This window comes from Enterobacter sp. ECC-219 (genome assembly GCF_043966805.1).
Taxonomy (GTDB): domain Bacteria; phylum Pseudomonadota; class Gammaproteobacteria; order Enterobacterales; family Enterobacteriaceae; genus Enterobacter; species Enterobacter cloacae_N.
In genome coordinates this window covers 313857-337131 of the sequence record NZ_CP143680.1, presented here as the reverse complement: position 1 = coordinate 337131, position 23275 = coordinate 313857, and the positions used below count along the sequence as shown (strand labels likewise).

The window sequence follows — 23275 nt, the reverse complement described above, 5'->3', positions numbered from 1 at the left end:
ACAATGCAGAACGAAGCGCGGTTGCTAAAATTAACGCTGTGCCAGCCTGCTGATTTCCAGCCCTCACTTTTCAGGGAACGACTCCAACGATGCGTTTTATCACCGCCCGGTTAATTAGCCTTTTTATGCTGCTTTGCAGTATCGGGCAGATTCAGGCCCAGGAACTGACCCTGCAACGCCGCGTGCAGGTCAATGCGCCGCATGTCCAGTTTAGTGGTGACGTGCAGCAATGGCTGAAACACAATCAGACGCTTCACGTGGGCGTCTGGGGGCCGCCGCATCCTCCTCTCAGCGAAGGCATGGGGCACGGACTTTTCAGCGGGATTGCGGCCGATTATCTAGCGCTGCTGGAAGATAGCCTGAAGGTCAATGTCAAACTCCACTATTACAACCAGAGTCGTGATGCTTTCCAGGCGCTGCGTCGCCATGAAATTCAGATGGTGGCGATGTGGAACCCGGAGCTGTGGCCAAACGCCGAACTGGTGACCACGCCGCCATGGCTGCTGGATAAGTCGGTCTTAATGACCACTCGCGAGCGAGCCGATGACGCGCCTGAAGAGAGCCCAAAGACATTAGGTTTGATGACTGATACCAACGCCAGCCCGGCGCTGCGTCGCCACTATCCCGGCAGTACGCTCCGTTTCCAGTCCTGGTATCCTTCAGCAGTCAGCGCGCTGGCGTTTAAGCAGATAGATGCCCTGTGGATTAACCGGGCCAGTGCGGAGTACCTTACCCAGTATCATCAGGCTCAGGGGATACGCTGGCGCTACAGCCCGGCGCTGCCCAATCTGAACATGAGTTTTGGTGTAGATCGCCAGCTGCCGCAACTGGTGGAAGCCATCGACGCGGTCTTCAAACATATCCCCTTAGCCAGCCGTTTGCGTATTACCACCAGTTGGGGGCTTAACCGGAGCTTCGTCATTACCGCCAATCCGCTGGCGCTGGATCGGGAGGAGGAGAACTGGCTGCGTGAGCATAGCCAGATCCAGGTGATTCTGGATAGTCGCCAGCGCCCGCTCTCGTTTCTGGAGGATGGCACGCCAGCGGGTCTGGTGGTTGATCTGCTCAACCAATTTAGCGAGCAGTATGATATTCACTTCACGATATTGACCGCCGGTAGCGACGACGAACTCAACGCGTTAAAGCAGAATAACCCGGATGCGCTGGTGCTCAGGCAGTTGGCTGACGTGTCGCAAAAAACGTCCGCGGCCATGGCGATGACCTCGCCGTTGCTCACCACGCCGGCCGTGGTGGTGATGGATCAGACGATCAAACGACCGGACGATTTTGCCCAGCTGAAGGGTGAAAAGCTGGCGATTATGGCCGACGATCCGCTGCGCCCCTGGCTGGAAACCTGGTATCCTACAATCAAACTGGTGTCGTTGACCCACATGGACGACGCGCTGGCGCGGTTGAAAAAAGGCGAAGTGCGCGGTGTGATCGCGCCGCAGTTTATCGCCAACTACCTGGTGACGCGCCATCATCCCACCCGTTTTCATCTGGCCGTCACGGTGCCTGTCCCCCTCATCGATGTCGTCATTGCCGCGCAAACCGAGACCAGCCAGCCAGTTAATATTCTCAATAAAGCGCTGGCAGATATGCAGCCACAGGCACTGATGCAGCTGGCGGGTGACTGGCGACAAGCGGCCATCGACAATAGCGAAACCTGGGCGCAAAGTTCATTACTCAATTCTCTGGTCTGGGGCGTGCTGCTTCTGCTGGTGGTGACAGGGTGTTGGTTATGGATACAGTATCTGCGCGCCGCGCTGCGCCGTGGCAATGTCTTGCAGCGCCAGCTTACCGAACAGTTACGTTTTACCCAGGCGCTGATCGACGCCTCGCCCGTGGCGCTCTACGTTCGCGATCGTAACGGCCATCTGCTGCGCTACAACCAGGCCTGGGCAGATACCATCGGCCAGCCGGGCGATGCCTTCCAGGGGCAGCCAGTAACCGCGATCGACATGGTAGAACCGGCGGTGCTGGCGAACCTGGAGGCAAAATACCAGCAGGCGTTACAGGATGGGCAACCGCAGAACTGGGCTGACAGTTTTACGATAAACAACCAGACGCGCTACCTGCAGGGCTGGGTTGTGCCGTGGCACGACAGTCAGGGTGAAATTGGTGGTCTGATTGGCGGCTGGCTGGATGTCACTGAAAAAGAGCTGCTGATTGCTCAGCTCTCTGAGACCAAAAGTAATCTGGAGCAGGCAATAGGCAGCAAAAACGCCTTTATGCAGAGCATGGGGCATGAAGTGCGCACCCCACTCAGCGTCATCACCGGCCTGCTGGAGATGGAGCTTCAGGCGCTGGATGCGCGGCATGAGCATAATGAAAACCTGAATCTGATTTGGGAATCCTCCCTCAACCTGCTTTCGCTGATCGGCGACATGTTTGACGTCTTCCGTGCAGATAACCCGCAGCTGAACGGAACGATGCGCAGCACGCATCTGCCCCAGTTAATCCACAGTACCGTGGCGCTTTACCGGCAGCAGGCTGAAGCGAAAGGGATTACCCTGAACGTGCTGATCGAGCTCTCTGTCGAGCGTTTTACCACCGATCCGCTGCTGATTATTCGCATCCTCTCCAGCCTGCTGCGTAACGCCATCAAGCATTCGAATGGTCAGGATATTGACGTTGAAGTGTATGAGGGCAGCAAAGAGCCGAATGCCACGACGATCCCGCTGGTCATCGAAGTGTGCGATCGGGGCGAGGGCATTGACGAGCACCTGATTGAGGACATTGCCAGACGAGCGCACCACGTGACGCTGAAATCAGAGTGGACCGACACCGGGTTCAGTTTACCGGCCTGCCTGTATATGGCCCATGCCGCCGGTGCGGAGGTACGTATCGACAGTGAGCCGCATGAGGGCTGCGTGGTGAGCCTTCACTTCAACGCGGTGCCTGCCGCCAGCAAAGTGTTAACCCCTCCGCCTGTCGAACATATGCGCAGCCTGCATATTCTTGGGGTCGACGACTATCCGCCAGCACGCCGTGCGCTGCGGCAGCGGCTGGAGTCCTGGGGGCACCGGGTTTCGCTGGCGACACAGGGGGCGGAGGCGCTGTCGATGTGGCAGCAAAATCCTGGCCGCTACGATGTGATTATTACCGACTGCACGATGCCGGAGATGGACGGCTATGAGCTGGCGCAGCAGATCCGTCATACCGAACAGCTTTATGGTCATCCGCCTGTCCCGATATTCGGCCTGACGGCGATGAGCGGCGCAGAAACGGCAGCGCGCTGTATCGATGCTGGTATGAATGAATATCTGGAGAAACCGCTGACGGCGGAAAAACTCCAGACGCTGCTGGATCGTTATTTTGCCGGCAGCAGCGTGAAGCCTGCCCTGGAGAGCGATGCCACGCGGGCGCTGCAGGCCGAAATGGTGGAGGTGAACAGACAGGATGCCAGCCAGTTGACGCAGTGGCTCGCACAGAAAAATCGCGATAAGGTTGGCCGTATGGCGCACCGTATCAATGGTGGCGCAAGGATGATGAGCATGACATCTTTGCAGCAAGCCTGTGAACAGCTGGAAACGGCCTGTAACGACGATCGACCCTGGCAAGAGATTGACCTTCTGGTCAACCGCGTGCTGGAAGAGATAACCCGGTTTAATCAGCAGCTATCGTCAGACGAAGAGGTAGGATGAACGAGCCCCCCTGCGCACAAAAACAGCTACAGAGCGCCTGCGCGCTCATCGAAAGCGTTCTCGGAAGCGAGCTGATGGCAATTCACTTATACGGTTCGGCGATGGACGGCGGCCTGAAGCCGCTGAGCGATATCGACCTGCTGGTCACAGTACGTTCGCCGCTGCGGGATGAACAACGCCATACCTTGATGCAGAAGCTGCTGGCGATTTCGGCCTGGCCCGGCACGTCGGAGATTTACCGGGCGCTGGAAGTAACGGTCGTAGTCTGGTCGCAGATTGTGCCATGGCACTTTCCGCCCGTGCGGGAACTGCAGTTTGGAGAATGGCTACGGGATGATATTACAAACGGGAAATACGAACCGGCGCAGCCCGACCCCGATCTGGCGATTTTACTGACCAAAGCGCGTCAGAACAGTCTCCCTCTGCGGGGAAAAGCGGCCTGTGAGTTGTTCGAGGCTGTGCCAGAAAACGATCTGCTGGAGACCTTTCGTCAGACTCTGGCGCTTTGGAGCAGGGCTGACGATCTTAAGGGTGATGAAAGACACATCCTCCTGACGCTGGCGCGTATCGGGTATAGCGTTGAGACGGGTAAGATCGCGGCTAAAGACGAGGCCGCTGCCTGGCTGCGGCCGCAATTGCCCGAAGCTCATGCGAAACTGCTGGAGGAGGCGCGTGCAGAGTATCTCGGGGTGGTCACCGTGGACTGGGCAGAAAAAATGCCGCAGGTTGCGGCATTTGTCCGTGATGTCAAAAAAGCGATACAGGAAAAAATGGCGTAGTGCCATCCTGTAACGCTCTGGTTAGCGCATCGTCACAAACTCTTCCGCCGCCGTCGGGTGGATCGCCACGGTATTGTCGAAGTCTTTTTTGGTTGCGCCCATCTTCAGCGCCACCGCAAAGCCCTGCAGGATCTCGTCCATGCCGAAACCGATGCCGTGGATGCCGACAATCTTCTCTTCCGGGCCCACGCAGACCAGCTTCATGCGGCACGGCTGGCGGTGGGAGGTAACCGCGGTATACATCGCGGTGAACGCCGATTTATACACTTTCACCTGGTCGTCGCCATACTGCTCGCGCGCCTGAGGCTCGGTTAAGCCGACGGTGCCGATTGGCGGGTGGCTGAAGACCACGGTCGGGATATTGCTGTAGTCCAGATGCTCGTCCGGCTTGTTGTTAAACAGGCGCTCGGAGAGACGACGGCCCGCCGCAACAGCTACCGGCGTCAGCTCAACGGCACCGGTGTTATCGCCGACCGCGTAAATGCCCGGCACGCTGGTATTCTGGAACTTATCGACGACGATGTAGCCTTTATCGTTGGTTTTCACGCCCGTTACAGCCAGGTTGAAGCTGTCGTTCGCCGGTTCACGACCGATCGCCCAGATCAGGCAATCAACGGTCTGGCTGCGGCCATCTTCCAGCTCAAGCGTCAGGCTGCCGTCCGCGTTTTTCACCACCGCTTTTGGCACGGCATTAGTGTGCAGGGTCGGGCCTTCGGTGTTCATCACTTCGACCAGGGTATCGACAATCAGCGGGTCAAAGCTGCGCAGCGGCGCGTGCTTACGCACGAACAGGTGCGCTTCTGCGCCCAGGCCGTTAATCACGCCGGCCAGTTCCACCGCGATGTACCCCGCGCCAACAACGGCAACGCGTTTTGGCAGGGCAGGCAGCTCGAAGAAACCGTCGGAGTCGATGCCGTATTCAGCGCCCGGAATATTCGGGTGGCTCGGACGGCCGCCGGTGGCGATCAGGATATGATCGGCGGTGATCGTCTCGCCGTTCACTTCGATCGTTTTCGCGTCAACAAAGCGGGCGAAACCGTGGATCACGTCGACGTTATTCTTGCCCAGCACGTTGTCGTATGAGGTGTGAATACGGTCGATGTAGGCGGTACGGCTGGCGATCAGCTTGTCCCAGTCGAAGTGGTTGATGGTGGTGTCAAAGCCGTAGTCCGGGCCGTACATATGGATAGCTTCACGGATTTGCGCCGCGTGCCACATCACTTTCTTCGGTACACAACCCACGTTCACGCAGGTGCCGCCCAGCGCTTTGGCTTCAATCAGCGCACACTTCTGGCCGTACATGGCCGCGCGGTTGATGGAGGCGATGCCGCCGCTGCCGCCGCCGATTGCGATGTAGTCATAATGCTTAGTCATAGCTTTTGTCCTTAATCGTGAATTGCCGCGATTGTATACCTGAAATCAATAGTTTCCACCGATGGCTGCGATTACTCCGGCACGATCCAGCTGACGGTGGCGTGGCCTGTACCCGCTGGCACCAGCGTTTTGTGCAGCCACGGCAGCACGTTGTTCATCTGCGCTTCGAGCTTCCACGGCGGGTTGATCACAATCATCCCGGAGGCGGTCATGCCGCGCTGATCGCTGTCCGGGCGTACCGCCAGCTCAATCTGCAGGATTTTGCGGATGCCGGTCGCCTCCAGATCTTTGATCATGCGTTTGATCTGCGCGCGCAGCACTACCGGGTACCACAGGGCGTAGGTTCCGGTGGCGAAGCGTTTGTAACCTTCGTGGATGCCGGTCACCACCGCCTGATAGTCGGTTTTGATTTCGTACGGCGGGTCTATCAGCACCAGGCCGCGACGGGAAACCGGCGGTAGCCTGGCTTTCAGCTGCTGGTAGCCGTCGGATTTTTCCACGCGGGCGCGGCTGTCTTTCTGGAATTCAGAACGCAGCAGCGGGAAGTCGCTCGGATGCAGCTCGGTCAGCTGGAGGCTGTCCTGCTCGCGCAGCAGCTGGCGGGCAATCAGCGGCGAGCCCGGGTAGTAGCGAAGCTGGCCGTTGCGGTTGAAGTGATTGACCACGCCGATGTACGGCTCCAGCTCGGCAGGCAGATCGTCCTGCTGCCAGATGCGGGCAATCCCTTCCAGATATTCGCCGGTACGCTCAGCATGTTCGCCGCTCAGCTGGTAACGGCCCGCGCCCGCGTGGGTGTCCAGATAGAGAAACGGCTTCTCTTTCTCTTTGAGCGATTCAATGATCAGGCTCTGAACGGTGTGTTTAAGGACGTCGGCGTGGTTGCCTGCGTGGAAGCTGTGGCGATAACTGAGCATGGGTATTGATATTCCGCTGAATTGACGATTTGCCACAGTTTACAGCAGAACGGCACAGATTACCCGTAGGCCCGGTAAGCGCGGCTATTGAAATCCTCTACACTTAACCCCATTACTGAACAATATGCACAGCGCCGGATGCGCGCTTCATTCACCTATTTCAACAGGACAGCGTTTATGACCAATCCATTACTGACGCCTTTTTCGTTGCCGCCGTTTTCTAAAATCCTCCCTGAGCATGTTGTTCCAGCCGTTACCCGGTCGCTGGAAAACTGCCGTGCGGCGGTAGAAAGCGTGGTTGCGCAGGGCGGGCCGTACACCTGGGAAAATCTGTGTCAGCCGCTGGCCGAAGTGGACGACGTGCTGGGGCGCATCTTCTCCCCGGTGAGCCACCTGAACTCGGTTAAAAACAGCCCGGAACTGCGCGAAGCTTACGAACAAACTCTGCCGCTGCTCTCTGAGTACAGCACCTGGGTTGGTCAGCACGAAGGGCTGTACAAAGCCTACCGTGACCTGCGCGACGGCGACCACTATGCTGAACTGAACACGGCGCAGAAAAAATCCGTCGATAACGCCCTGCGTGATTTTGAGCTGTCCGGTATCGGTCTGCCAAAAGAGAAGCAGGTTCGCTACGGTGAAATCGCCGCGCGCCTGTCCGAGCTGGGCAACCAGTACAGCAACAACGTCCTCGACGCCACCATGGGCTGGACAAAGCTGATTACCGATGAATCCGAACTGGCCGGTATGCCGGAAAGCGCGCTGGCGGCGGCAAAAGCCCAGGCCGAAGCGAAAGAGCAGGAAGGTTTCCTGTTAACGCTGGATATCCCAAGCTATCTGCCGGTGATGACCTACTGCGACAACCAGACCCTGCGCGAAGAGATGTATCGCGCGTACAGCACTCGCGCCTCCGATCAGGGGCCGAATGCCGGTAAGTGGGACAACAGCCCGGTGATGGCGGAGATCCTCGCCCTGCGCCACGAGCTGGCCCAGCTGCTCGGCTTCGACAGCTACGCCGATAAATCCCTCGCCACCAAAATGGCGGAGAACCCGCAGCAGGTACTCGACTTCCTGACCGATCTGGCGAAACGCGCCCGTCCTCAGGGCGAGAAAGAGCTGGCCCAGCTGCGCGCCTTCGCGAAAGCGGAGTTCGGCGTGGACGAGCTGCAGCCGTGGGATATTGCCTACTACAGCGAAAAACAGAAGCAGCACCTCTACAGCATCAGCGACGAGCAGCTGCGCCCGTACTTCCCGGAAAACAAAGCCGTTAACGGCCTGTTCGAAGTGGTGAAACGCATCTATGGCATCACCGCCAAAGAGCGTACCGATATCGACGTCTGGCACCCGGACGTGCGCTTCTTCGAACTGTATGACGAGAAAAACGAGCTGCGCGGCAGCTTCTACCTTGACCTCTACGCGCGTGAGAACAAGCGCGGCGGGGCGTGGATGGACGACTGCGTGGGCCAGATGCGTAAAGCCGACGGCTCCCTGCAGAAGCCGGTCGCCTACCTGACCTGTAACTTCAACCGCCCGGTGAGCGGCAAGCCTGCGCTGTTCACGCACGACGAAGTGATAACCCTGTTCCACGAGTTCGGTCACGGCCTGCACCATATGCTGACCCGCATCGAAACCGCAGGCGTTGCCGGCATCAGCGGCGTGCCGTGGGATGCGGTCGAGCTGCCAAGCCAGTTTATGGAAAACTGGTGCTGGGAGCCGGACGCGCTGGCGTTTATCTCCGGTCACTATGAAACCGGCGAACCGCTGCCGAAAGCGCTGCTGGATAAAATGCTGGCGGCGAAAAACTACCAGGCGGCAATGTTCATCCTGCGCCAGCTGGAGTTCGGCCTGTTCGACTTCCGCCTGCACGCGGAGTTTAGCCCGGAGCAGGGCGCGAAAATCCTTGAAACCCTTGCCGAGATTAAAAAGCAGGTTGCCGTTATTCCAGGGCCAACCTGGGGCCGCTTCCCGCACGCGTTCAGCCACATCTTCGCGGGCGGCTACGCGGCGGGCTACTACAGCTACCTGTGGGCCGACGTGCTGGCGGCGGATGCCTTCTCTCGCTTCGAAGAAGAGGGGATCTTCAACCGCGAAACCGGGCAGTCGTTCCTCGACAACATCCTGACCCGTGGCGGGTCTGAAGAGCCAATGGTGCTGTTCAAACGCTTCCGCGGCCGCGAGCCGCAGCTGGATGCGATGCTTGAACATTACGGGATCAAAGGCTGATTGTTACGTGAAGATCTGCTTAGTTGATGAAACGGGCGCCGGAGACGGCGCCTTATGCGTTCTGGCGGCCCGCTGGGGGCTGGAGCACGACGAAGAGAACCTGATGGCGCTGGTGATGACGACAGCGCATCTCGAATTACGTAAGCGCGACGAACCGAAGCTCGGCGGGATTTTTGTCGACTTCGTTGGCGGGGCGATGGCGCACCGGCGCAAGTTCGGCGGCGGTCGCGGCGAAGCGGTGGCGAAAGCGGTCGGCATTAAAGGAAGCTATCTCCCGGACGTGGTGGACGCCACGGCGGGGCTGGGGCGCGATGCGTTTGTGCTGGCGTCGGTGGGCTGTCATGTGCGCATGCTGGAGCGCAATCCGGTGGTGGCCGCGCTGCTCGACGACGGGCTAGCGCGAGGCTACGCAGACCCGGAAATCGGCCCGTGGCTGCAGGAGCGCTTGCAGCTTATCCACGCTTCAAGCCTGACGGCGCTGACCGATATCACCCCGCGCCCGCAGGTGGTCTATCTCGACCCGATGTTCCCGCATAAGCAGAAAAGCGCGCTGGTGAAGAAAGAGATGCGGGTGTTTCAGTCGCTGGTGGGGCCGGATTTAGACGCAGATGGCCTGCTGGAGCCGGCTCGTCAGCTCGCGACGAAGCGGGTGGTGGTGAAGCGTCCGGACTACGCGCCGCCGCTGGCGGACGTTGCCACGACCAACGCGGTGACCACTAAAGGACACCGGTTTGATATTTATATCCCCTCACCCCAACCCCTCTCCCCATAGGGGCGAGGGGCTCGATCGTTCCCTCTCCCCTATGGGGAGAGGGCTAGGGTGAGGGGAATCTAATGCACTTACTCGTCTTCTTCGTCACGCAGTGGAACAATCAGCATATCCACGTGAACGGTGTTAATCAGCTGGCGCGCGGAAGACATCAGCTTGCTCCAGAAGTCCTGATGGTGTCCGCATACCACCAGATCCATATCGTATTTCTTAATCGCATCAACCAGTACCTGGCCCAGGTCGCCGCTGCCGCTCAGGGTTTCGGTGATCGGATAGCCCGCGTTGGTGGACAGTTCGCTCAGAGCATGGTGAGTCTCTTCGGAGATGCGTTTCTGCATATCGCCGAGATTTACGTCGATCAGACCGGTGTAGAGGTCGGAGTAATTCACATCAACGTGAATCAGGGAGACTTTCGCGTTGTAGGGACGTGCCATGGATACTGCTTTATCAACCAGCACTTTGCTCTCCGGAGAGAGGTCTACCGCGATGAGAATGTGTTTGTAAGCCATAGTGTTACTCCTTCCTTAAGTTATCGATGACTAAATGAGAATGCCGTCGTCTGATACTTTCATTACGGCCCAGTTAAACATATTTTTCAAGCTTTGGTGTTGATAACGATTAACCTTGTGGCAAAAAAATTAACGGATCTCCTACACTATTTAATGAGCCGTTCGGATATTAAAACGCGAACCGGATCGACTTTTGGTCATTCTTTCACTGAACTGTCTGTCAGGGCATTGGGGTGCGGTAGCTCAGGAGCCTTGCTTCGTGGGCGGACGCCGGGGAGGATGTATGATTAGCACCGTCGCATTGTTTTGGGCGTTATGCGTAGTTTGCATAGTGAATATGGCGCGCTACTTCTCATCGTTACGTGCGCTGTTAGTGGTACTTCGTGGTTGCGATCCGTTGCTGTATCAGTATGTGGACGGTGGAGGGTTCTTCACCTCGCATGGACAGCCCAGCAAGCAGATGCGTCTGGTGGGGTATATCTACTACCAGCGCTACCGCGATCATCACGATGAAGAGTTTATCCGTCGCTGCGAGCGTCTGCGTCGTCAGTTCATTTTGACCAGCGCCCTGTGCGGGCTGGTCGTGGTCAGTATGATTGCATTGATGATTTGGCACTGAGCATAAAAAAAGCGGGCCAGTTTCCTGACCCGCTTTTTTGTCGCCTTCAACCGATTAAATCAGCTTCAGCGAAATCCAGTACAGACCGCCAGACAGCAGGATGGACGCCGGAAGGGTGAACACCCAGGCCATCAGAATGTTGGTCACGGTTTTGCGCTGCAGACCGCCACCGTCAACAATCATGGTACCTGCCACGGACGAGGAGAGTACGTGGGTGGTGGATACCGGCATACCGGTATAGCTCGCCAGACCGATAGATACCGCCGCCGTCATCTGCGCGGACATACCCTGCGCATAGGTCATGCCTTTCTTACCGATCTTCTCGCCGATGGTGGTCGCAACACGACGCCAGCCAATCATTGTACCAATACCCAGTGCCAGTGCGACGGCCATGATGATCCAGATAGGCGCGTACTCGATGGTGTTGAGCATGTCGCTTTTCAGTTTCTTCAGCAGACGTTTGTCGTCAGCATTCACCTCTGGCAGCTTCGCGACTTTATCGGTCACGTCAGAGATGCAGAGCATGATACGACGCAGCTGACCACGCTGTTCAACGGCCAGTTTGTCGTAGCTTTCGATATTACCCAGCATGCCCTTGGCGCGTTCCAGCGCGTTAATCGCGTTAGCCGGATGGCAGTGGAATTCGCCCGGTGCCGTCGTCGCACCTGATTCCGGGGAAGGGATCAGCTGATCAACGCCGGTCGCTTTTTTCAGCAGCTCAGGGTGCTGCTGGAAATAGGTCTCAACGTTGTTGACCGCATCACGGGTACGGGTGATTTCATAACCAGAAGCGTTCATGTTCACCACGAAGCCCGCCGGTGCGACGCCGATCAGAACCAGCATCACCAGACCAATGCCTTTCTGCCCGTCGTTCGCGCCATGAGAGAAGGCCACGCCGATAGCGGAAATGATCAGGGCGATACGCGTCCAGAACGGCGGCTTTTTCTTGCCGTCTTTCTTCTCACGCTCAGCTGGCGTCAGGTGGATACGCGCGCGTTTCTTCGTGTTGCTCCAGTAGCGACGCAGGATGAAAATCAATCCACCCGCAACCACCAGGCCCACGATAGGGGAGATGATCAGAGAGCCGAAAATACCCAGTACTTTAGGCAGGTTCAGTGCATCAACAACCGATGTCCCGGTCATCAGGGCGTTGGTTAACCCGATACCGATAATCGCGCCGATGAGGGTGTGAGAGCTGGATGCAGGCAGGCCGAAATACCAGGTACCGAGGTTCCAGATAATGGCAGCAAGCAGCATTGAGAACACCATGGCAAGGCCATGACCGGAACTCACGTTAAGCAGCAGATCCGTTGGCAGCATATGCACGATGGCATACGCAACGCTCAGTCCGCCCAGGAGGACACCAAAAAAGTTAAATACCGCCGCCATAACGACCGCAAGCTGCGATCGCATTGCGCGAGTGTAGATAACCGTTGCTACTGCGTTTGCAGTGTCGTGGAAGCCGTTGATCGCTTCGTAAAACAGTACAAAAACCAGAGCAAGCAATAGTAAAAGCCCGGTATGTAAATCCAGGCCGGCAAACAAATGTAGCATAGGACGTTACGCCATTTTGAGGACATGAACGCGGCGCATTATCCAGGACAAATGCGCAACGGGCAAAGTGAAATATAGACTTTTTTTGACATACCACCTGATTTGAGAAAAGTGCCTGAAAGGATAATCGTTAAATTTCAATGGAATGGCTTTGTAATATCTTTTTACGCTGGTGTGACCACAGAGGAAACTTTACAATCCGCGGCAGTTAACGAAGAGGGTTTTGACGTGGAAAGGTTTGATGCCGTGGTAATTGGCGCCGGTGCGGCGGGTATGTTTTGTGCGGCGATGGCCGGACAGGCGGGTCGTCGCGTACTGTTGCTGGACAACGGGAAAAAGCCAGGCCGCAAAATCCTGATGTCGGGCGGCGGGCGCTGCAACTTCACCAATCTTTATGTCGAACCCGCGGCCTATTTGAGCCAGAACCGTCATTTTTGTAAATCTGCGCTGGCGCGATATACCCAGTGGGACTTTATCGACCTGGTGGGTAAGCACGGCATCGCGTGGCATGAAAAGACCCTGGGGCAGCTGTTCTGCGACGACTCCGCGCAGCAGATTGTCGATATGCTGGTGGCCGAGTGCGAGAAGGGCGGCGTGGTGATGCGCCTGCGCACGGAAGTGCTGGAGGTGGCTCGCGACGAGCAGGGCTACACGCTGCAGCTGAACGGTGAAACCGTCAGCGCCGATAATCTGGTGATCGCCAGCGGCGGCCTCTCGATGCCGGGTCTGGGCGCGTCACCGTTCGGCTATAAAATCGCCGAACAGTTTGGCCTGAAGGTTCTGCCAACCCGCGCCGGGCTGGTGCCGTTCACGCTGCATAAGCCGCTGCTGGAGCAGCTTCAGACGCTTTCCGGCGTCTCTGTTCCTTCAGTCATTACTGCCGAAGACGGGACGGTATTCCGCGAAAACCTGCTCTTTACCCACCGCGGTCTCTCCGGCCCGGCGGTACTGCAAATCTCCAGCTACTGGCAGCCGGGGGAATTCGTCACGGTTAACCTGCTCCCGGACTGCGATCTCGGCGCGTTCCTTAACGAGCAGCGTACCGCTCACCCGAATCAGAGCCTGAAAAACACCCTGGCAATGCAGCTGCCAAAACGTCTGGTGGAATGTTTGCAGGTGCTGGGGCAGATCCCGGACGTGTCGCTCAAGCAGCTTAACAGCCGCGAGCAGGAAGCGTTGGTGGATACGCTAACGAACTGGCGCGTTCAGCCAAACGGCACCGAGGGGTATCGCACGGCGGAAGTGACGCTGGGCGGCGTTGACACGAATGAGCTTTCTTCACGCACGATGGAGGCGCGTAACGTACCGGGGCTCTACTTTATCGGCGAAGTGATGGACGTTACCGGCTGGCTCGGCGGATATAATTTCCAGTGGGCGTGGTCGAGCGCCTGGGCGTGCGCGCAGGCGCTGCAAAACGCGCAATAAATTGCCGGGGAGTCTCCTCCCCGGCAGTGTTGCTCCATTCAGATGATGTAAGAATTAATCCGGGATGATGTAATCCGCAATGCGGAAGGTGACTTTACCCGTCCAGCTGTTATCACGGTAAGAACCAATGGCGAGACTGTCCTGAGTGAAGCCATTGAAGTTCCCGGCCGCAATGGAGGCACCGAATTTTTCATACTGATTTTTACCCCAGTAGACTTTCGCAACACCTTCACTCACCAGCGTATTAATATCGATCATGCCTTCATCATCAGCGTAATCATCCAGGCTTTTACCGCCGTTGATCACATACACGGCGCCGACCTGAGTGCCGCTGGAGTTCAGCGCATTCGGATCGCCAATCACCAGATCCTTCTTACCGTCACCGTTCAAGTCCACATTACCGAGAATGCTGTTCCCGAACCCTGCCAGCTTGCTGCCAGGCCTGTCGGCGTAGATAGCATAGCCATCTCGTACGCTAAATTTTTTGTTGTAGTTCAGCCGGGTGTGCGCCGCATCAAGGAACAGGGATGATGGCAGCTTACTGCCGTCGGTCTTACCTTTGATAATCCAGACCAGCCCGGAACGTTTTTTATCGATACCCATGTCGGCAGGGGCGCTAATCGCAAAAGCGTTATAATGTGTACTCAGGAAGTTACCTAACGGCGTAATGGTGCCGTTATTGGGCTTATCCTGCGTATAGGCGCTATGATCGTTACTCCCTTCACCTCCGCCGGACTGACCGCCAAGGAAAGCTGCCCCCATACCGTGAATGCGGGTTGCCTGCGTCGCGTTTAACGAGGCAATGTCGAGATTCCCCTGGTTGAAGCTGCTGCCGTAGACAAGATAAGCCGTACCGCGCCCATCAGTGCCGCTGTTTTCGGATTTACGGCCTTCATTGACGGATTCCGGGTCGACGATCAGATAATCACTGAAGCCGTCGCCGTTAATATCCCCGACATCGCTGATCTGCTGTCCAAGGTTGTAGTTAAGCGGTTTCTCCGGACCGTTGGTGGCGGTCATCTGCGGACGAATATAGGCGCCGGTTGCGGCAGGGATCTCCCAGTCGCCCAGGTTGTTGCGCTTAATATCGATATTCTGCCACTGGTCGCCTGGCTTTTGGGCGCCGTAGATAATGACCGCGCCGCCGCGTCCGCCAGTGCCTTCGATATCGCCGATAGCGAGATCGACCATCTTGTTAGCCACTGCAGAATTTTTATATTTAATTGGGCCTACCGCGGCGCCAAACCAGCCGCCGGTATTCGCATTGCCTGAAGAATTCACCGTACGGATGCGAATACCCAGGCGAGCGTCGCCGTTGTCGACATCATTGAGGTCTATCTGATTAGAGAGCCGCGCGCCTGTACGGTGATGCGGTCCGCCCCAGATAATATAGACCTGATCATGCCAGTGGGAGGCGATAACTAAATCGTCATATCCATCACCGTTAATATCACCAATTTTGCGTACCGCAACGCCCATCCATTTTGTCGTCACTGAGCCGGGCTTATTCGCTTTATTGCTGTGGAAGATTTTAAGCGCGTTTTGCGGATCGAATTCACCTACGTTGTTCACTTCCTGCATGGTTTTACCGCCGGAAGTTCCGAAAATAATGTAGGCGATCCCTTTCGCGCCATCCCCCCAGGGGGCCGTAATGATAATATCTTCACCCGCGATATGTGTGCCGTTGTCCTTATCGGAAAATTTACCGATAGTGGTCATTGTCATACCGAAATAGTCTTTACTCTTTTCACCCTTGATGGCGAAAGGCGCTGAGTAGGGCTCAATATCGCTGGCGATGGCCTGAGATGCCGTGAAGCCTGTACCTAATAAGGCCGTAATGCAAAATGCTATGCGCGTTTTACTTTTTAGTTTCATGCTATATATCCTTATACAAATCCATTTTTCATACCCGGCAACTCATTTGTATAGCGCTATGTGTTGCCGGGAAATAAGAGGTTTCTACGCGGTATTAAGTTTTTTCTTTATTTAAACTCGAGATCCAGCGTGGATGTGGCTTCAAATTTTCCCGGTTGTGGAGACTTTTCTCCTTGTTGGACAGGTGTTGCTATAATAGTGACATTCCCCTCCTGCGTTGGTACGGCCGAACTGCTGCCATCAATTTTATTACCGTTGTGTTCAAGTTTTATCCCTAAATCGTTGCGATCCCCTCCTTCTTTATCACGGGTTCTGATAAAACCAGCGTCATTAAAATCGGAGGTGCGAAATTTAATCTTCGCCTTGCTGACATCCGCTTCGTCATCACAGGTAACCTCGAGCGGAATGCTTTTTTGCTTACTGTTGGCTTCAGGCGTAAATTCATTTGCTGGAATATCACCAAACGGGATGTTAATGGGTTCTCCATCATTAATTGTGCAGTTTGGCGGGATAGTAATATTCATTTCTAAGTTGATTTTGGCAAATGGTTTAGTAAGATCGAAATCACCTGTTTTTTTTCGGGCATAAATTGTCAGTATATCTTGTTTAGGATATACATGATGGCCTGTGATCTTCTTGGTTAACTGCACTGAGAGCGTGCCCCTAGAGCCAGTTTTAAACGGAAAATCGGGCCTTTGATCATCGCAGTCGAGGTTCATTGAGTTTTGGTTATCCACTCCAGAGAGGTTTTGCAAATCAACTATGACTTCTTTTTTTGTAGTGCTACCACCAATATCTACCCTGAAGCCGATATTGATACCTTTCTCTTCATCAAATGGATAATAAATAAAATCACCATTACGTTTACCACTTCCCGCTTTCAGCACGTTACTGGTAAATCTAAAGAAAACACTTTCGTTATCGCTAGAATTTATACAGAAGCATGTGCCCGCAAAATGTTGCTCATTATCCCAAACTTCCTGAATAGTCCCTGGTATCTGATCGGCAGTGAGATTTTTTTTAATCGGAAAATCGATTGCTCCGCCAATTGGCCAGCAACTGCCCGGAATAGCAGCAAAAGCAGGCGATCCCATCAATCCGCCTGCAGCCAGGCACACGAGTAACACTAATTTTTTCATCATCAATTCCTTAAATCATTAACGGGTTTTTTGCAGATCTGTGTTAACTGTACAATTCCGCTAATCGTGGGTTCCTGGCCAGAAAGCTGATAGTTAACCTGGCAACGCTGATTGGGTTTCTTGCCCCAGCTCACGTCTAACGTTCCTTTTTCCGCCATCCCTGTGAGGAATACGCTGCCTTCATCACCCACAATGCTGCTGGTGGTGTTTTGAGAAACAACGGCGCCGAACGGAACGGGTTTACCCTGCGCATCTTTCAGCGTCATCATCAGGCGTTTACCCACAGCGGTGGTAAAACGTGCCCGAACGATGGCTCCCCGGGTGGGAACGACTTTATGGCTGTTACTTTCCAGCTCAACATCATCTGGCAGCGTGTCGGGTCTCAGCTGGATTGTACTCTCCTGATAAGGTGTCAGGTACGGCACCACGGCATATCCCCGGGAGTCGGTACGCACGCCAGCGTGGTTACGGACGCTGACACCCGCTGCATCCGGCGCTTCAACCAGAGCGACCGTTTCACCCAGCGACTGCGCCAGCGTGACGCCATGCGGGTGAACCAGCACGCCGCCTCGCAGGTTATAATTCAGCCGCTGCGCGTCCCGGCTATAGCCATACCCGGCGCCAACCTGCGCATAGCGTCCGCTATAGCTAAGCGATGCATCGCTGCTGTTTGCCTGGCTGCCTGGATTGATGTTCTGCTGTACGCTCCAGTTCAGGTTATTGTCCTCAAGGGCGCTGCCGCTCAGGGAAACGCTGTGGCCAGGCGAGCGGTTATCTGCTGCGGAAAATGAGTAACCGGCACGTGCAGAGCGGAGCCATTTGTCCAGAGGAACGCTCACGCTCAGGCTGAACAGATTGTCCTGGTTATAGCGACGCTGGTTATCCTCTTTTGTTACGTTCAGATAGTGGCTGTAGTTCAGGCTATAGCTGATACCGTTCCAGCTATTGCCATAGCCCAGCGAGGCAGAGGTCGTGCGTTTTTTGCTGGTGTGGTAATCCTCGCTGACCAGCATGGAGGAGAGGTAGCCGAGGTTGTCTCCCAGATTTTGGTTCAGCGTCAGTTCTGTACGGCTGCGACGTCGCTCCGGGATGGAGTGCTGCGAGTGGTAGCTGCTCAGCGTTTCACCCAGCGTGTAGTAATCGGACGTTGAGTAGCGATAGCCCGCAATCGCAACGTTAGTGCCGGTAGAGAGCAGGTTTTTGTTATAGCGAAGGCGTAGCGACTGCCCCCGGTTTTTCTCTGCATGCTTCGTGGTTGCCCAGGCCTGGGTAATATCAAATGACAGTGCGCCAAAATCACCCATGTTTTTTCCCATGCCAAAGAGCAGGGACTGGTATTGACTGGCGGCCTGCATGCCACCGTATATCGAGGTTTCCCATGGAAGACCGTAAATCAGGCTCCCTTGCGAAAACGGCGCATTCTCAGCATCGCTGCTGCTGGAACGATAGGTGCCGCTAATGACTTCATATTTATATTGTCCTTCCCGCTGCATTACCGCTAACGACGCGTAGGGGACTAAAGAGACTTGCTCGCTGCCATCCGCCTCTTTCACAACCACTTTCAGCTCGCCGCTGCTGCCGAGGTAAAGATCGTTGATGACAAATTCGCCGGGCGGGACATAGCTTTGATAAATGCTGTAGCCATTCTGATAAATGGTGATCTGGGCATTAGTACGGGCGATACCGCGGATTACGGGGGCATAGCCCCGCATGCTTCCCGGAAGCATCTGTTCGTCGGAGTAGAGCTGCACGCCGCGAAATGGGGTGCTGTCGAAGACGTCAGAGGTTGAACTATTATCCCCGACAATCAGCTGGCTATTCAGGGCGCTGATATCGCGCTGTAAATAGGTATAGACCGATTCCCAGCGACCGGCTTGCCCCTGGCTATTGCTCCAGGTCGAAAAATTGCGTAAACGCCATGGGCCAACGTTCAGACCCGGACGCAGGCTAAGGTACTGGCTATCGGTTCCCGTCCCGTTATTCGAGGTCCAGCTGGCGCCGCTGTAGTTGTAGCTGAGCGTCAGGCCCGGAATTCCCTGCTCCCGACGCGCGGGATCGATGTAGCCGTGAGCCTGGCTGTCCAGGGCCGCCTGGGGAATGCTAAGTCTTAACGCCTGCTCGCTGAAGTCAAACTCGCTGCTCGCGTGCGGGATTGCCGCCAGTTTTGCGCAGCCCTGAGTATCATCCTGCAGCAGCGGGAAGGCAGCCGTTTTTACGCCAAACGACTGAAGCGTCTCCCTGCTAAGGCACGGAGCGAGAATATTTTTATGCTGCGCGTTCTCTTCGAGTCGAAACGTAATATCGCGCGTGTCGATCATTTTATTGTTAAGAAAGAGGTCAACGCGATAAACGCCGGGTGTCTGGCTATCTTTATTCTCAAAGAGAGAAAGGTCGACAGCGGTGCGCGGCGCGCCGCCTGTTTCCAGAAAGGCCGGGTCGAAATATTCACTGGCGTATAGTGCGCTGGGTAATATCCAGGCAAAGCAAAGCGCTGGACGAATGCCCCAAAATATAGTCATGAAAAATACCCCTGCGAGGTTATTGTTTTAAAATTGTTATTCTATTTTTTGTGTGATTAACTGGCTATTGCCGCCATAATCATTGATATATTTCCATTGTACGGTTGCGTTGTTTTTTAGTTGCGCGTTATTTACAGTAATTTTTTTACTGCTTTTAGGTGCCAGCATATCAATCTCTGACCATTTTTTGTTATTGATCTTCACCTCCGCAAATGAAATGTAATAAGACGAGTTATTGCGTACGATGAGTTCATTATTTTTAACAGACCACTGGACATTCTTGCCAATGTCCCTCGTTTCATCTGCTAAATTCGCCGGGCGATAAAATAATTTGACTCGGGTATTTACCGCTATCTGGAGTTTGTTGACATCCTCTCTTGAAGAGGACGGGATCGATTTTACGTTGAGCCAGAAAAGCGACTCACGATCCTGCGGCAACGCGGCGCCGTTATAGATAATACGTAGTGCGTTGGCTTTACCTCCATCAAGACGAAATAGCGGTGGCGTTACAATAAACGGGGCTTTGGTACCCTGTGTATCATTGCCTTGTACCCAGCTTTGTACCAGGAAAGGACTGGCAGTATTGTTTCTGACATTAATATTGCTCTCTTTCTTGTCGGCATTATATACCACTCGCGTATTCGATAAGGTCACACTGGCGTGTGACAAACAAGAGCCCAGGAGCAAGGCCAGCAGCGTCAGGTAGCGTTTCCTTAACATAAAACATCCTTGCGTTCCGGGCTATTATTCATAGCCCGGAACTGAGTTGAGTAATTTATTTATAGATAATGGTGTAATCCGCAACCGCATCTGCTTTACCGGCGGTCACAGTATCAATGGTGGATTTATAACGGGCTGAATACAGCAGGGTGGCTGTCCCTGTGGTGCCATCACCGGTAATAGGAACAAACTTATTTGGGTTTTCACCCAGTCTCATAGGTGTTCCATCTTCATTCAGGAATTCAATACCCAAACCCGTTGCGGCGTCGGCACCGGTTTTAAGCGCGAGCAGATTGTTATCATTAGAATCATAAGCACCGCCAAATCGTGCTCCGGCTTCTTTAAGAACGGCGGTATCGCAGTTGGACAGATCTATCTGGATGCGGTGAATACCCGCAACGTCACCTTTTTCTTTAAACGCCGAAGACGAGATGGTACCCATTTGAATCGTTGGGTTACCTCCCTGACCATTAATATCGACATCACAGGTGCTCGCGGTAATGGTGCCCGTGAAGTTGATTTGTCCTGCACCCTTACCAGGATCTGCCGCATGGCTGGAAGGACTGGCAGCGGCAGCCAATAATAATCCCATGGCAATGACGGATTTATTCATCTTTAAACTATTCCTTAGTGTGTAAATGTTAGAACATTATTATTTCAGGTTTGTAACTCAACAGAGTTGCTGTGTCCGCGAAACGCGGATATTCCGTTAATGCGAAAAGTTAACGTGGGTATTCAGCATTGCTTACCAGTACGTATGAACAATTTCCATCGCCAGAAGTCTGAATATATTTCGTAATCAGGTTAACAAGAGATTAAAAAAAATAAAGTGATAACGCTGTGATTTGTCTTTTGTCTCTTTAAAATCAATTAGTTATGATTTTCTCATCAGGGTTTTATCAGCATTTTTTTGTGAGAATTTTACGGCTTATCTACTACTCGCAGAATATAGTGTTCTGCTCTGACAATAAAATCCTCAGAATAATGAAAGAATAATCTACGAAAGAATAATTTGCCTTTCTGAAAAGGACGCATATGAGGGGCCGTCGTAATGCAGGACAGGATGACATCGCGCTATGCGTTTTTTTACTGCTTCTCTCTCTGGCGATTTTAACATCACATTTACATTGCCGGGCCGGTGCGAAGAAGTGTTATTATTATTCTCTTGCCCGGTGATACGGGCGTTTTCTTCTTTTTGTTGCAAACGTTATCTCTGCCAGCGTGCAGATGAATGTTAAGGATAGATTCATGGCTTCTGCTCATCTCGGTTTCCCGACTGAAACCGTTGTTGTCTTTGTGGTGATGGCCGTTGGGGCGATGTTTATCGACCTCTTCATGCACCGTCACGATAAACCTGTTTCGCTCAAAAGTGCGGCAATGTGGTCCGTTTTCTGGTTCTCGATGGCGATGGCCTTCGCCGGGTTTCTGTATATCCACCACGGCGCCGAGATGGCGAGCCTGTTCCTCACCGGTTACGCACTGGAAGAGGTGCTGTCCATCGATAACCTGTTCGTGATGATGGCGATCTTCGCCTGGTTTGGCGTGCCGGATAAGTACCGTCACCGCGTGCTCTACTGGGGCGTACTGGGGGCGATAGTCTTCCGCGGTATTTTCGTGGCGATCGGCACCAGCCTGCTGAGCCTGGGGCCGTACGTGGAGGTCATTTTCGCGCTGGTCGTCGGCTGGACGGCGGTGATGATGCTCAAACGCAATGAAGAAAGTGATGAAGTGGAGGATTACTCCGGGCATCTCGCTTATCGCCTGGTGAAACGCTTTTACCCGGTCTGGCCAAAAATCAGCAGCCACGCCTTTATTCTGACCCAGAAAGAGGTAGATGCGGAGCTTGAGAAGCCGGAAAACCAGGACGTGACGGTAGGTCGCGTGAAGAAGGCGAAACGCTATGCGACGCCGTTGCTGCTTTGCGTGGCGGTAGTGGAACTCTCTGACGTGATGTTCGCGTTTGACTCCGTGCCGGCCATTATTGCCGTGAGCCGCGAGCCGCTGATTATCTACAGCGCCATGATGTTCGCCATTCTCGGCCTGCGTACGCTCTACTTTGTTCTGGAAGCGCTCAAGCAGTATCTGGTGCACCTTGAGAAAGCGGTGGTGCTGCTGCTGTTCTTCGTGGCGTTCAAGCTGGGGTTAAATGCCACCGACCACTTCTGGCACCACGGTTACAGCATTGGCGCGACGGCCAGCCTGTTTGTGGTGTTAGGCGTGCTGGCGCTGGGGATTATTACGAGCGTGATGTTCCCGGGGAAACGTGAGGCCTGATGCACCGCTTTTCTCCCTCTCCCTGTGGGAGAGGGCTGGGGTGAGGGCACCAGACCGCACCTAACCCTTAATCGGCGAATTCCGGCGCTTGCGCGGATGGTGGAAGTGCCGCCAGTGCGGATCCTGCGCCGCCGCCAGCAGCTCGTGGTCGCCGCGGGTGTCTCCCCAGGCGCGCAGATGATAGGCGTTCAGATCGCCGTACACTTTTTCCAGCCTTGCCACCTTCTGGGCGCAACGGCAGTTATTTCCCGTGATGCGCCCCGTCAGCTTGCCGTCCTTCACTTCCAGCTGCGTACCAATTAGCTTGATGCCAAGCTTGTCCGCCCACGGCTGGAGCACCAGTGCCGGGGACGCGGAACAGATAGTCACTTCCGCCCCTGAATTCACCTCAGCCGCCACAGCCAGAACCCCTTCGGGGCGCATCAGCTTGTTCCAGTATTTTTCGCAAAAGGCTTCCGCCTGCTGGCGTAGCCAGCGTTCGTCCACGCCCGTCAGGAACGTTTTGATCAGCACTTCCTTCAGCTCATCGCGCGTCAGCTTGCGGCGCACGCAGTGGAGCGTGGGCAGCGCCATGCGCACCAGGCGACCCGCAAAGTAGCGTTTCCCAAAGGCAAAACGCAGGAAAGGGATAAAGCTGTCGTGGTGCGTGAGCGTCCCATCGAAGTCAAAGACAGAGAGCACGCTGGATTTCGCCACCGTCTCGTCGGCAATCATATTGGTCATAAATACGTCTTAGCTGAAATACACATTCTGTCGATCAGTTTACCTGCTTTACCTGAACAGTCCTTACATCACCACCCTTTTTTTTCTCAATCTTGCGATCTGAAAGTGAGTCCAATTTTGGCCTCAATAATGATTGGTGAAAAAATGAGCTGTCTATATTATCGCCACATCGAAAGATATTTAGGGGGAACGTTGGCCCCCACAGGTAAGGAAAA

The 23275-nt window shown here is 54.8% G+C and carries 17 protein-coding genes; 7 read left to right on the top strand and 10 right to left on the bottom strand.

Going from position 1 to position 23275, the window contains the following annotated elements:
• The first annotated feature begins 89 nt into the window (after window positions 1-89).
• Window positions 90-3647, top strand: a complete 3558-nt coding sequence (locus V1603_RS01700) for a response regulator (RefSeq protein ID WP_395313421.1) — start codon at window positions 90-92, stop codon at window positions 3645-3647.
• A complete protein-coding gene (locus V1603_RS01695; protein ID WP_395313420.1) occupies window positions 3644-4426 on the top strand; it encodes an aminoglycoside adenylyltransferase family protein in 783 nt (260 codons plus the stop codon). Before V1603_RS01700 ends, V1603_RS01695 begins: the two co-directional genes overlap by 4 nt.
• A 21-nt stretch (window positions 4427-4447) precedes the next feature.
• Here V1603_RS01695 and gorA read toward each other — a convergent pair whose 3' ends face one another.
• Together gorA and V1603_RS01685 are read right to left on the bottom strand one after the other, a co-directional pair.
• A complete protein-coding gene (gene gorA / locus V1603_RS01690) occupies window positions 4448-5800 on the bottom strand; it encodes a glutathione-disulfide reductase (protein WP_116342808.1) in 1353 nt (450 codons plus the stop codon).
• A gap of 71 nt (window positions 5801-5871) precedes the next feature.
• On the bottom strand, window positions 5872-6714 hold the full coding sequence (locus V1603_RS01685) for a 23S rRNA (adenine(2030)-N(6))-methyltransferase RlmJ (protein ID WP_109846188.1): 843 nt from the start codon (window positions 6712-6714) through the stop codon (window positions 5872-5874).
• Between the two features lie 177 nt (window positions 6715-6891).
• Here V1603_RS01685 and prlC point away from each other — a divergent pair, with 177 nt between their 5' ends.
• The gene (prlC, locus tag V1603_RS01680) at window positions 6892-8934 is read left to right on the top strand and encodes an oligopeptidase A (RefSeq protein WP_163330615.1); all 2043 of its coding nucleotides are present in this window, start codon (window positions 6892-6894) and stop codon (window positions 8932-8934) included.
• A gap of 7 nt (window positions 8935-8941) precedes the next feature.
• On the top strand, window positions 8942-9706 hold the full coding sequence (gene rsmJ / locus V1603_RS01675) for a 16S rRNA (guanine(1516)-N(2))-methyltransferase RsmJ (protein WP_233003180.1): 765 nt from the start codon (window positions 8942-8944) through the stop codon (window positions 9704-9706).
• 68 nt (window positions 9707-9774) lie between these two features.
• Here rsmJ and uspA read toward each other — a convergent pair whose 3' ends face one another.
• Complete coding sequence (gene uspA / locus V1603_RS01670; RefSeq protein ID WP_003861223.1) at window positions 9775-10212, bottom strand: universal stress protein UspA; 438 nt, start codon at window positions 10210-10212, stop codon at window positions 9775-9777.
• Between the two features lie 283 nt (window positions 10213-10495).
• Between uspA and uspB the strand changes: the two genes are divergently transcribed.
• Window positions 10496-10831, top strand: a complete 336-nt coding sequence (gene uspB, locus V1603_RS01665) for a universal stress protein UspB (protein ID WP_003861224.1) — start codon at window positions 10496-10498, stop codon at window positions 10829-10831.
• 54 nt (window positions 10832-10885) lie between these two features.
• Here uspB and pitA read toward each other — a convergent pair whose 3' ends face one another.
• Complete coding sequence (pitA, locus tag V1603_RS01660) at window positions 10886-12385, bottom strand: inorganic phosphate transporter PitA (RefSeq protein WP_116342802.1); 1500 nt, start codon at window positions 12383-12385, stop codon at window positions 10886-10888.
• A gap of 228 nt (window positions 12386-12613) precedes the next feature.
• On the opposite strand from pitA, the gene V1603_RS01655 reads away from it, so the two are divergent.
• Window positions 12614-13810: an NAD(P)/FAD-dependent oxidoreductase gene (locus V1603_RS01655; RefSeq protein WP_163330616.1), complete on the top strand. Its 1197-nt coding sequence runs from the start codon at window positions 12614-12616 to the stop codon at window positions 13808-13810.
• A gap of 54 nt (window positions 13811-13864) precedes the next feature.
• Here V1603_RS01655 and V1603_RS01650 read toward each other — a convergent pair whose 3' ends face one another.
• From V1603_RS01650 to V1603_RS01630, 5 genes are all read right to left on the bottom strand, one after another.
• A complete protein-coding gene (locus tag V1603_RS01650; RefSeq protein ID WP_395313419.1) occupies window positions 13865-15685 on the bottom strand; it encodes an integrin alpha in 1821 nt (606 codons plus the stop codon).
• Between the two features lie 107 nt (window positions 15686-15792).
• Window positions 15793-16827 carry a fimbrial protein gene (locus tag V1603_RS01645; RefSeq protein WP_395313418.1) on the bottom strand — a complete coding sequence of 345 codons (1035 nt, stop codon included), beginning with the start codon at window positions 16825-16827 and terminating at the stop codon, window positions 15793-15795.
• Window positions 16827-19343 carry a fimbria/pilus outer membrane usher protein gene (locus V1603_RS01640; RefSeq protein ID WP_395313417.1) on the bottom strand — a complete coding sequence of 839 codons (2517 nt, stop codon included), beginning with the start codon at window positions 19341-19343 and terminating at the stop codon, window positions 16827-16829. The genes V1603_RS01645 and V1603_RS01640 overlap by 1 nt, the downstream gene beginning before the upstream one ends.
• A 36-nt stretch (window positions 19344-19379) precedes the next feature.
• Entirely contained in the window at window positions 19380-20063 is a 684-nt protein-coding gene (locus V1603_RS01635; RefSeq protein WP_395313416.1) for a molecular chaperone, read from the bottom strand.
• Window positions 20064-20118: 55 nt separating this feature from the next.
• Window positions 20119-20676: a fimbrial protein gene (locus V1603_RS01630; protein ID WP_163330620.1), complete on the bottom strand. Its 558-nt coding sequence runs from the start codon at window positions 20674-20676 to the stop codon at window positions 20119-20121.
• A gap of 635 nt (window positions 20677-21311) precedes the next feature.
• Between V1603_RS01630 and V1603_RS01625 the strand changes: the two genes are divergently transcribed.
• Window positions 21312-22337: a TerC/Alx family metal homeostasis membrane protein gene (locus V1603_RS01625; protein ID WP_166712566.1), complete on the top strand. Its 1026-nt coding sequence runs from the start codon at window positions 21312-21314 to the stop codon at window positions 22335-22337.
• A gap of 60 nt (window positions 22338-22397) precedes the next feature.
• Here the strand turns inward: V1603_RS01625 and V1603_RS01620 are convergent, their stop codons facing one another.
• Window positions 22398-23060: an HAD family hydrolase gene (locus V1603_RS01620; protein ID WP_116342789.1), complete on the bottom strand. Its 663-nt coding sequence runs from the start codon at window positions 23058-23060 to the stop codon at window positions 22398-22400.
• Between the last annotated feature and the right edge of the window lie 215 nt (window positions 23061-23275).

Excerpts from the sequence above, each read along its gene's own strand:
- V1603_RS01700 (WP_395313421.1), top strand. The coding sequence starts at position 90 with ATGCGTTTTATCACCGCCCGGTTAATTAGCCTTTTTATGCTGCTTTGC.
- V1603_RS01695 (WP_395313420.1), top strand. The coding sequence starts at position 3,644 with ATGAACGAGCCCCCCTGCGCACAAAAACAGCTACAGAGCGCCTGCGCG.
- gorA (WP_116342808.1), bottom strand. The coding sequence starts at position 5,800 with ATGACTAAGCATTATGACTACATCGCAATCGGCGGCGGCAGCGGCGGC.
- V1603_RS01685 (WP_109846188.1), bottom strand. The coding sequence starts at position 6,714 with ATGCTCAGTTATCGCCACAGCTTCCACGCAGGCAACCACGCCGACGTC.
- prlC (WP_163330615.1), top strand. The coding sequence starts at position 6,892 with ATGACCAATCCATTACTGACGCCTTTTTCGTTGCCGCCGTTTTCTAAA.
- uspA (WP_003861223.1), bottom strand. The coding sequence starts at position 10,212 with ATGGCTTACAAACACATTCTCATCGCGGTAGACCTCTCTCCGGAGAGC.
- uspB (WP_003861224.1), top strand. The coding sequence starts at position 10,496 with ATGATTAGCACCGTCGCATTGTTTTGGGCGTTATGCGTAGTTTGCATA.
- pitA (WP_116342802.1), bottom strand. The coding sequence starts at position 12,385 with ATGCTACATTTGTTTGCCGGCCTGGATTTACATACCGGGCTTTTACTA.
- V1603_RS01650 (WP_395313419.1), bottom strand. The coding sequence starts at position 15,685 with ATGAAACTAAAAAGTAAAACGCGCATAGCATTTTGCATTACGGCCTTA.
- V1603_RS01645 (WP_395313418.1), bottom strand. The coding sequence starts at position 16,827 with ATGATGAAAAAATTAGTGTTACTCGTGTGCCTGGCTGCAGGCGGATTG.
- V1603_RS01640 (WP_395313417.1), bottom strand. The coding sequence starts at position 19,343 with ATGACTATATTTTGGGGCATTCGTCCAGCGCTTTGCTTTGCCTGGATA.
- V1603_RS01635 (WP_395313416.1), bottom strand. The coding sequence starts at position 20,063 with ATGTTAAGGAAACGCTACCTGACGCTGCTGGCCTTGCTCCTGGGCTCT.
- V1603_RS01630 (WP_163330620.1), bottom strand. The coding sequence starts at position 20,676 with ATGAATAAATCCGTCATTGCCATGGGATTATTATTGGCTGCCGCTGCC.
- V1603_RS01625 (WP_166712566.1), top strand. The coding sequence starts at position 21,312 with ATGGCTTCTGCTCATCTCGGTTTCCCGACTGAAACCGTTGTTGTCTTT.
- V1603_RS01620 (WP_116342789.1), bottom strand. The coding sequence starts at position 23,060 with ATGACCAATATGATTGCCGACGAGACGGTGGCGAAATCCAGCGTGCTC.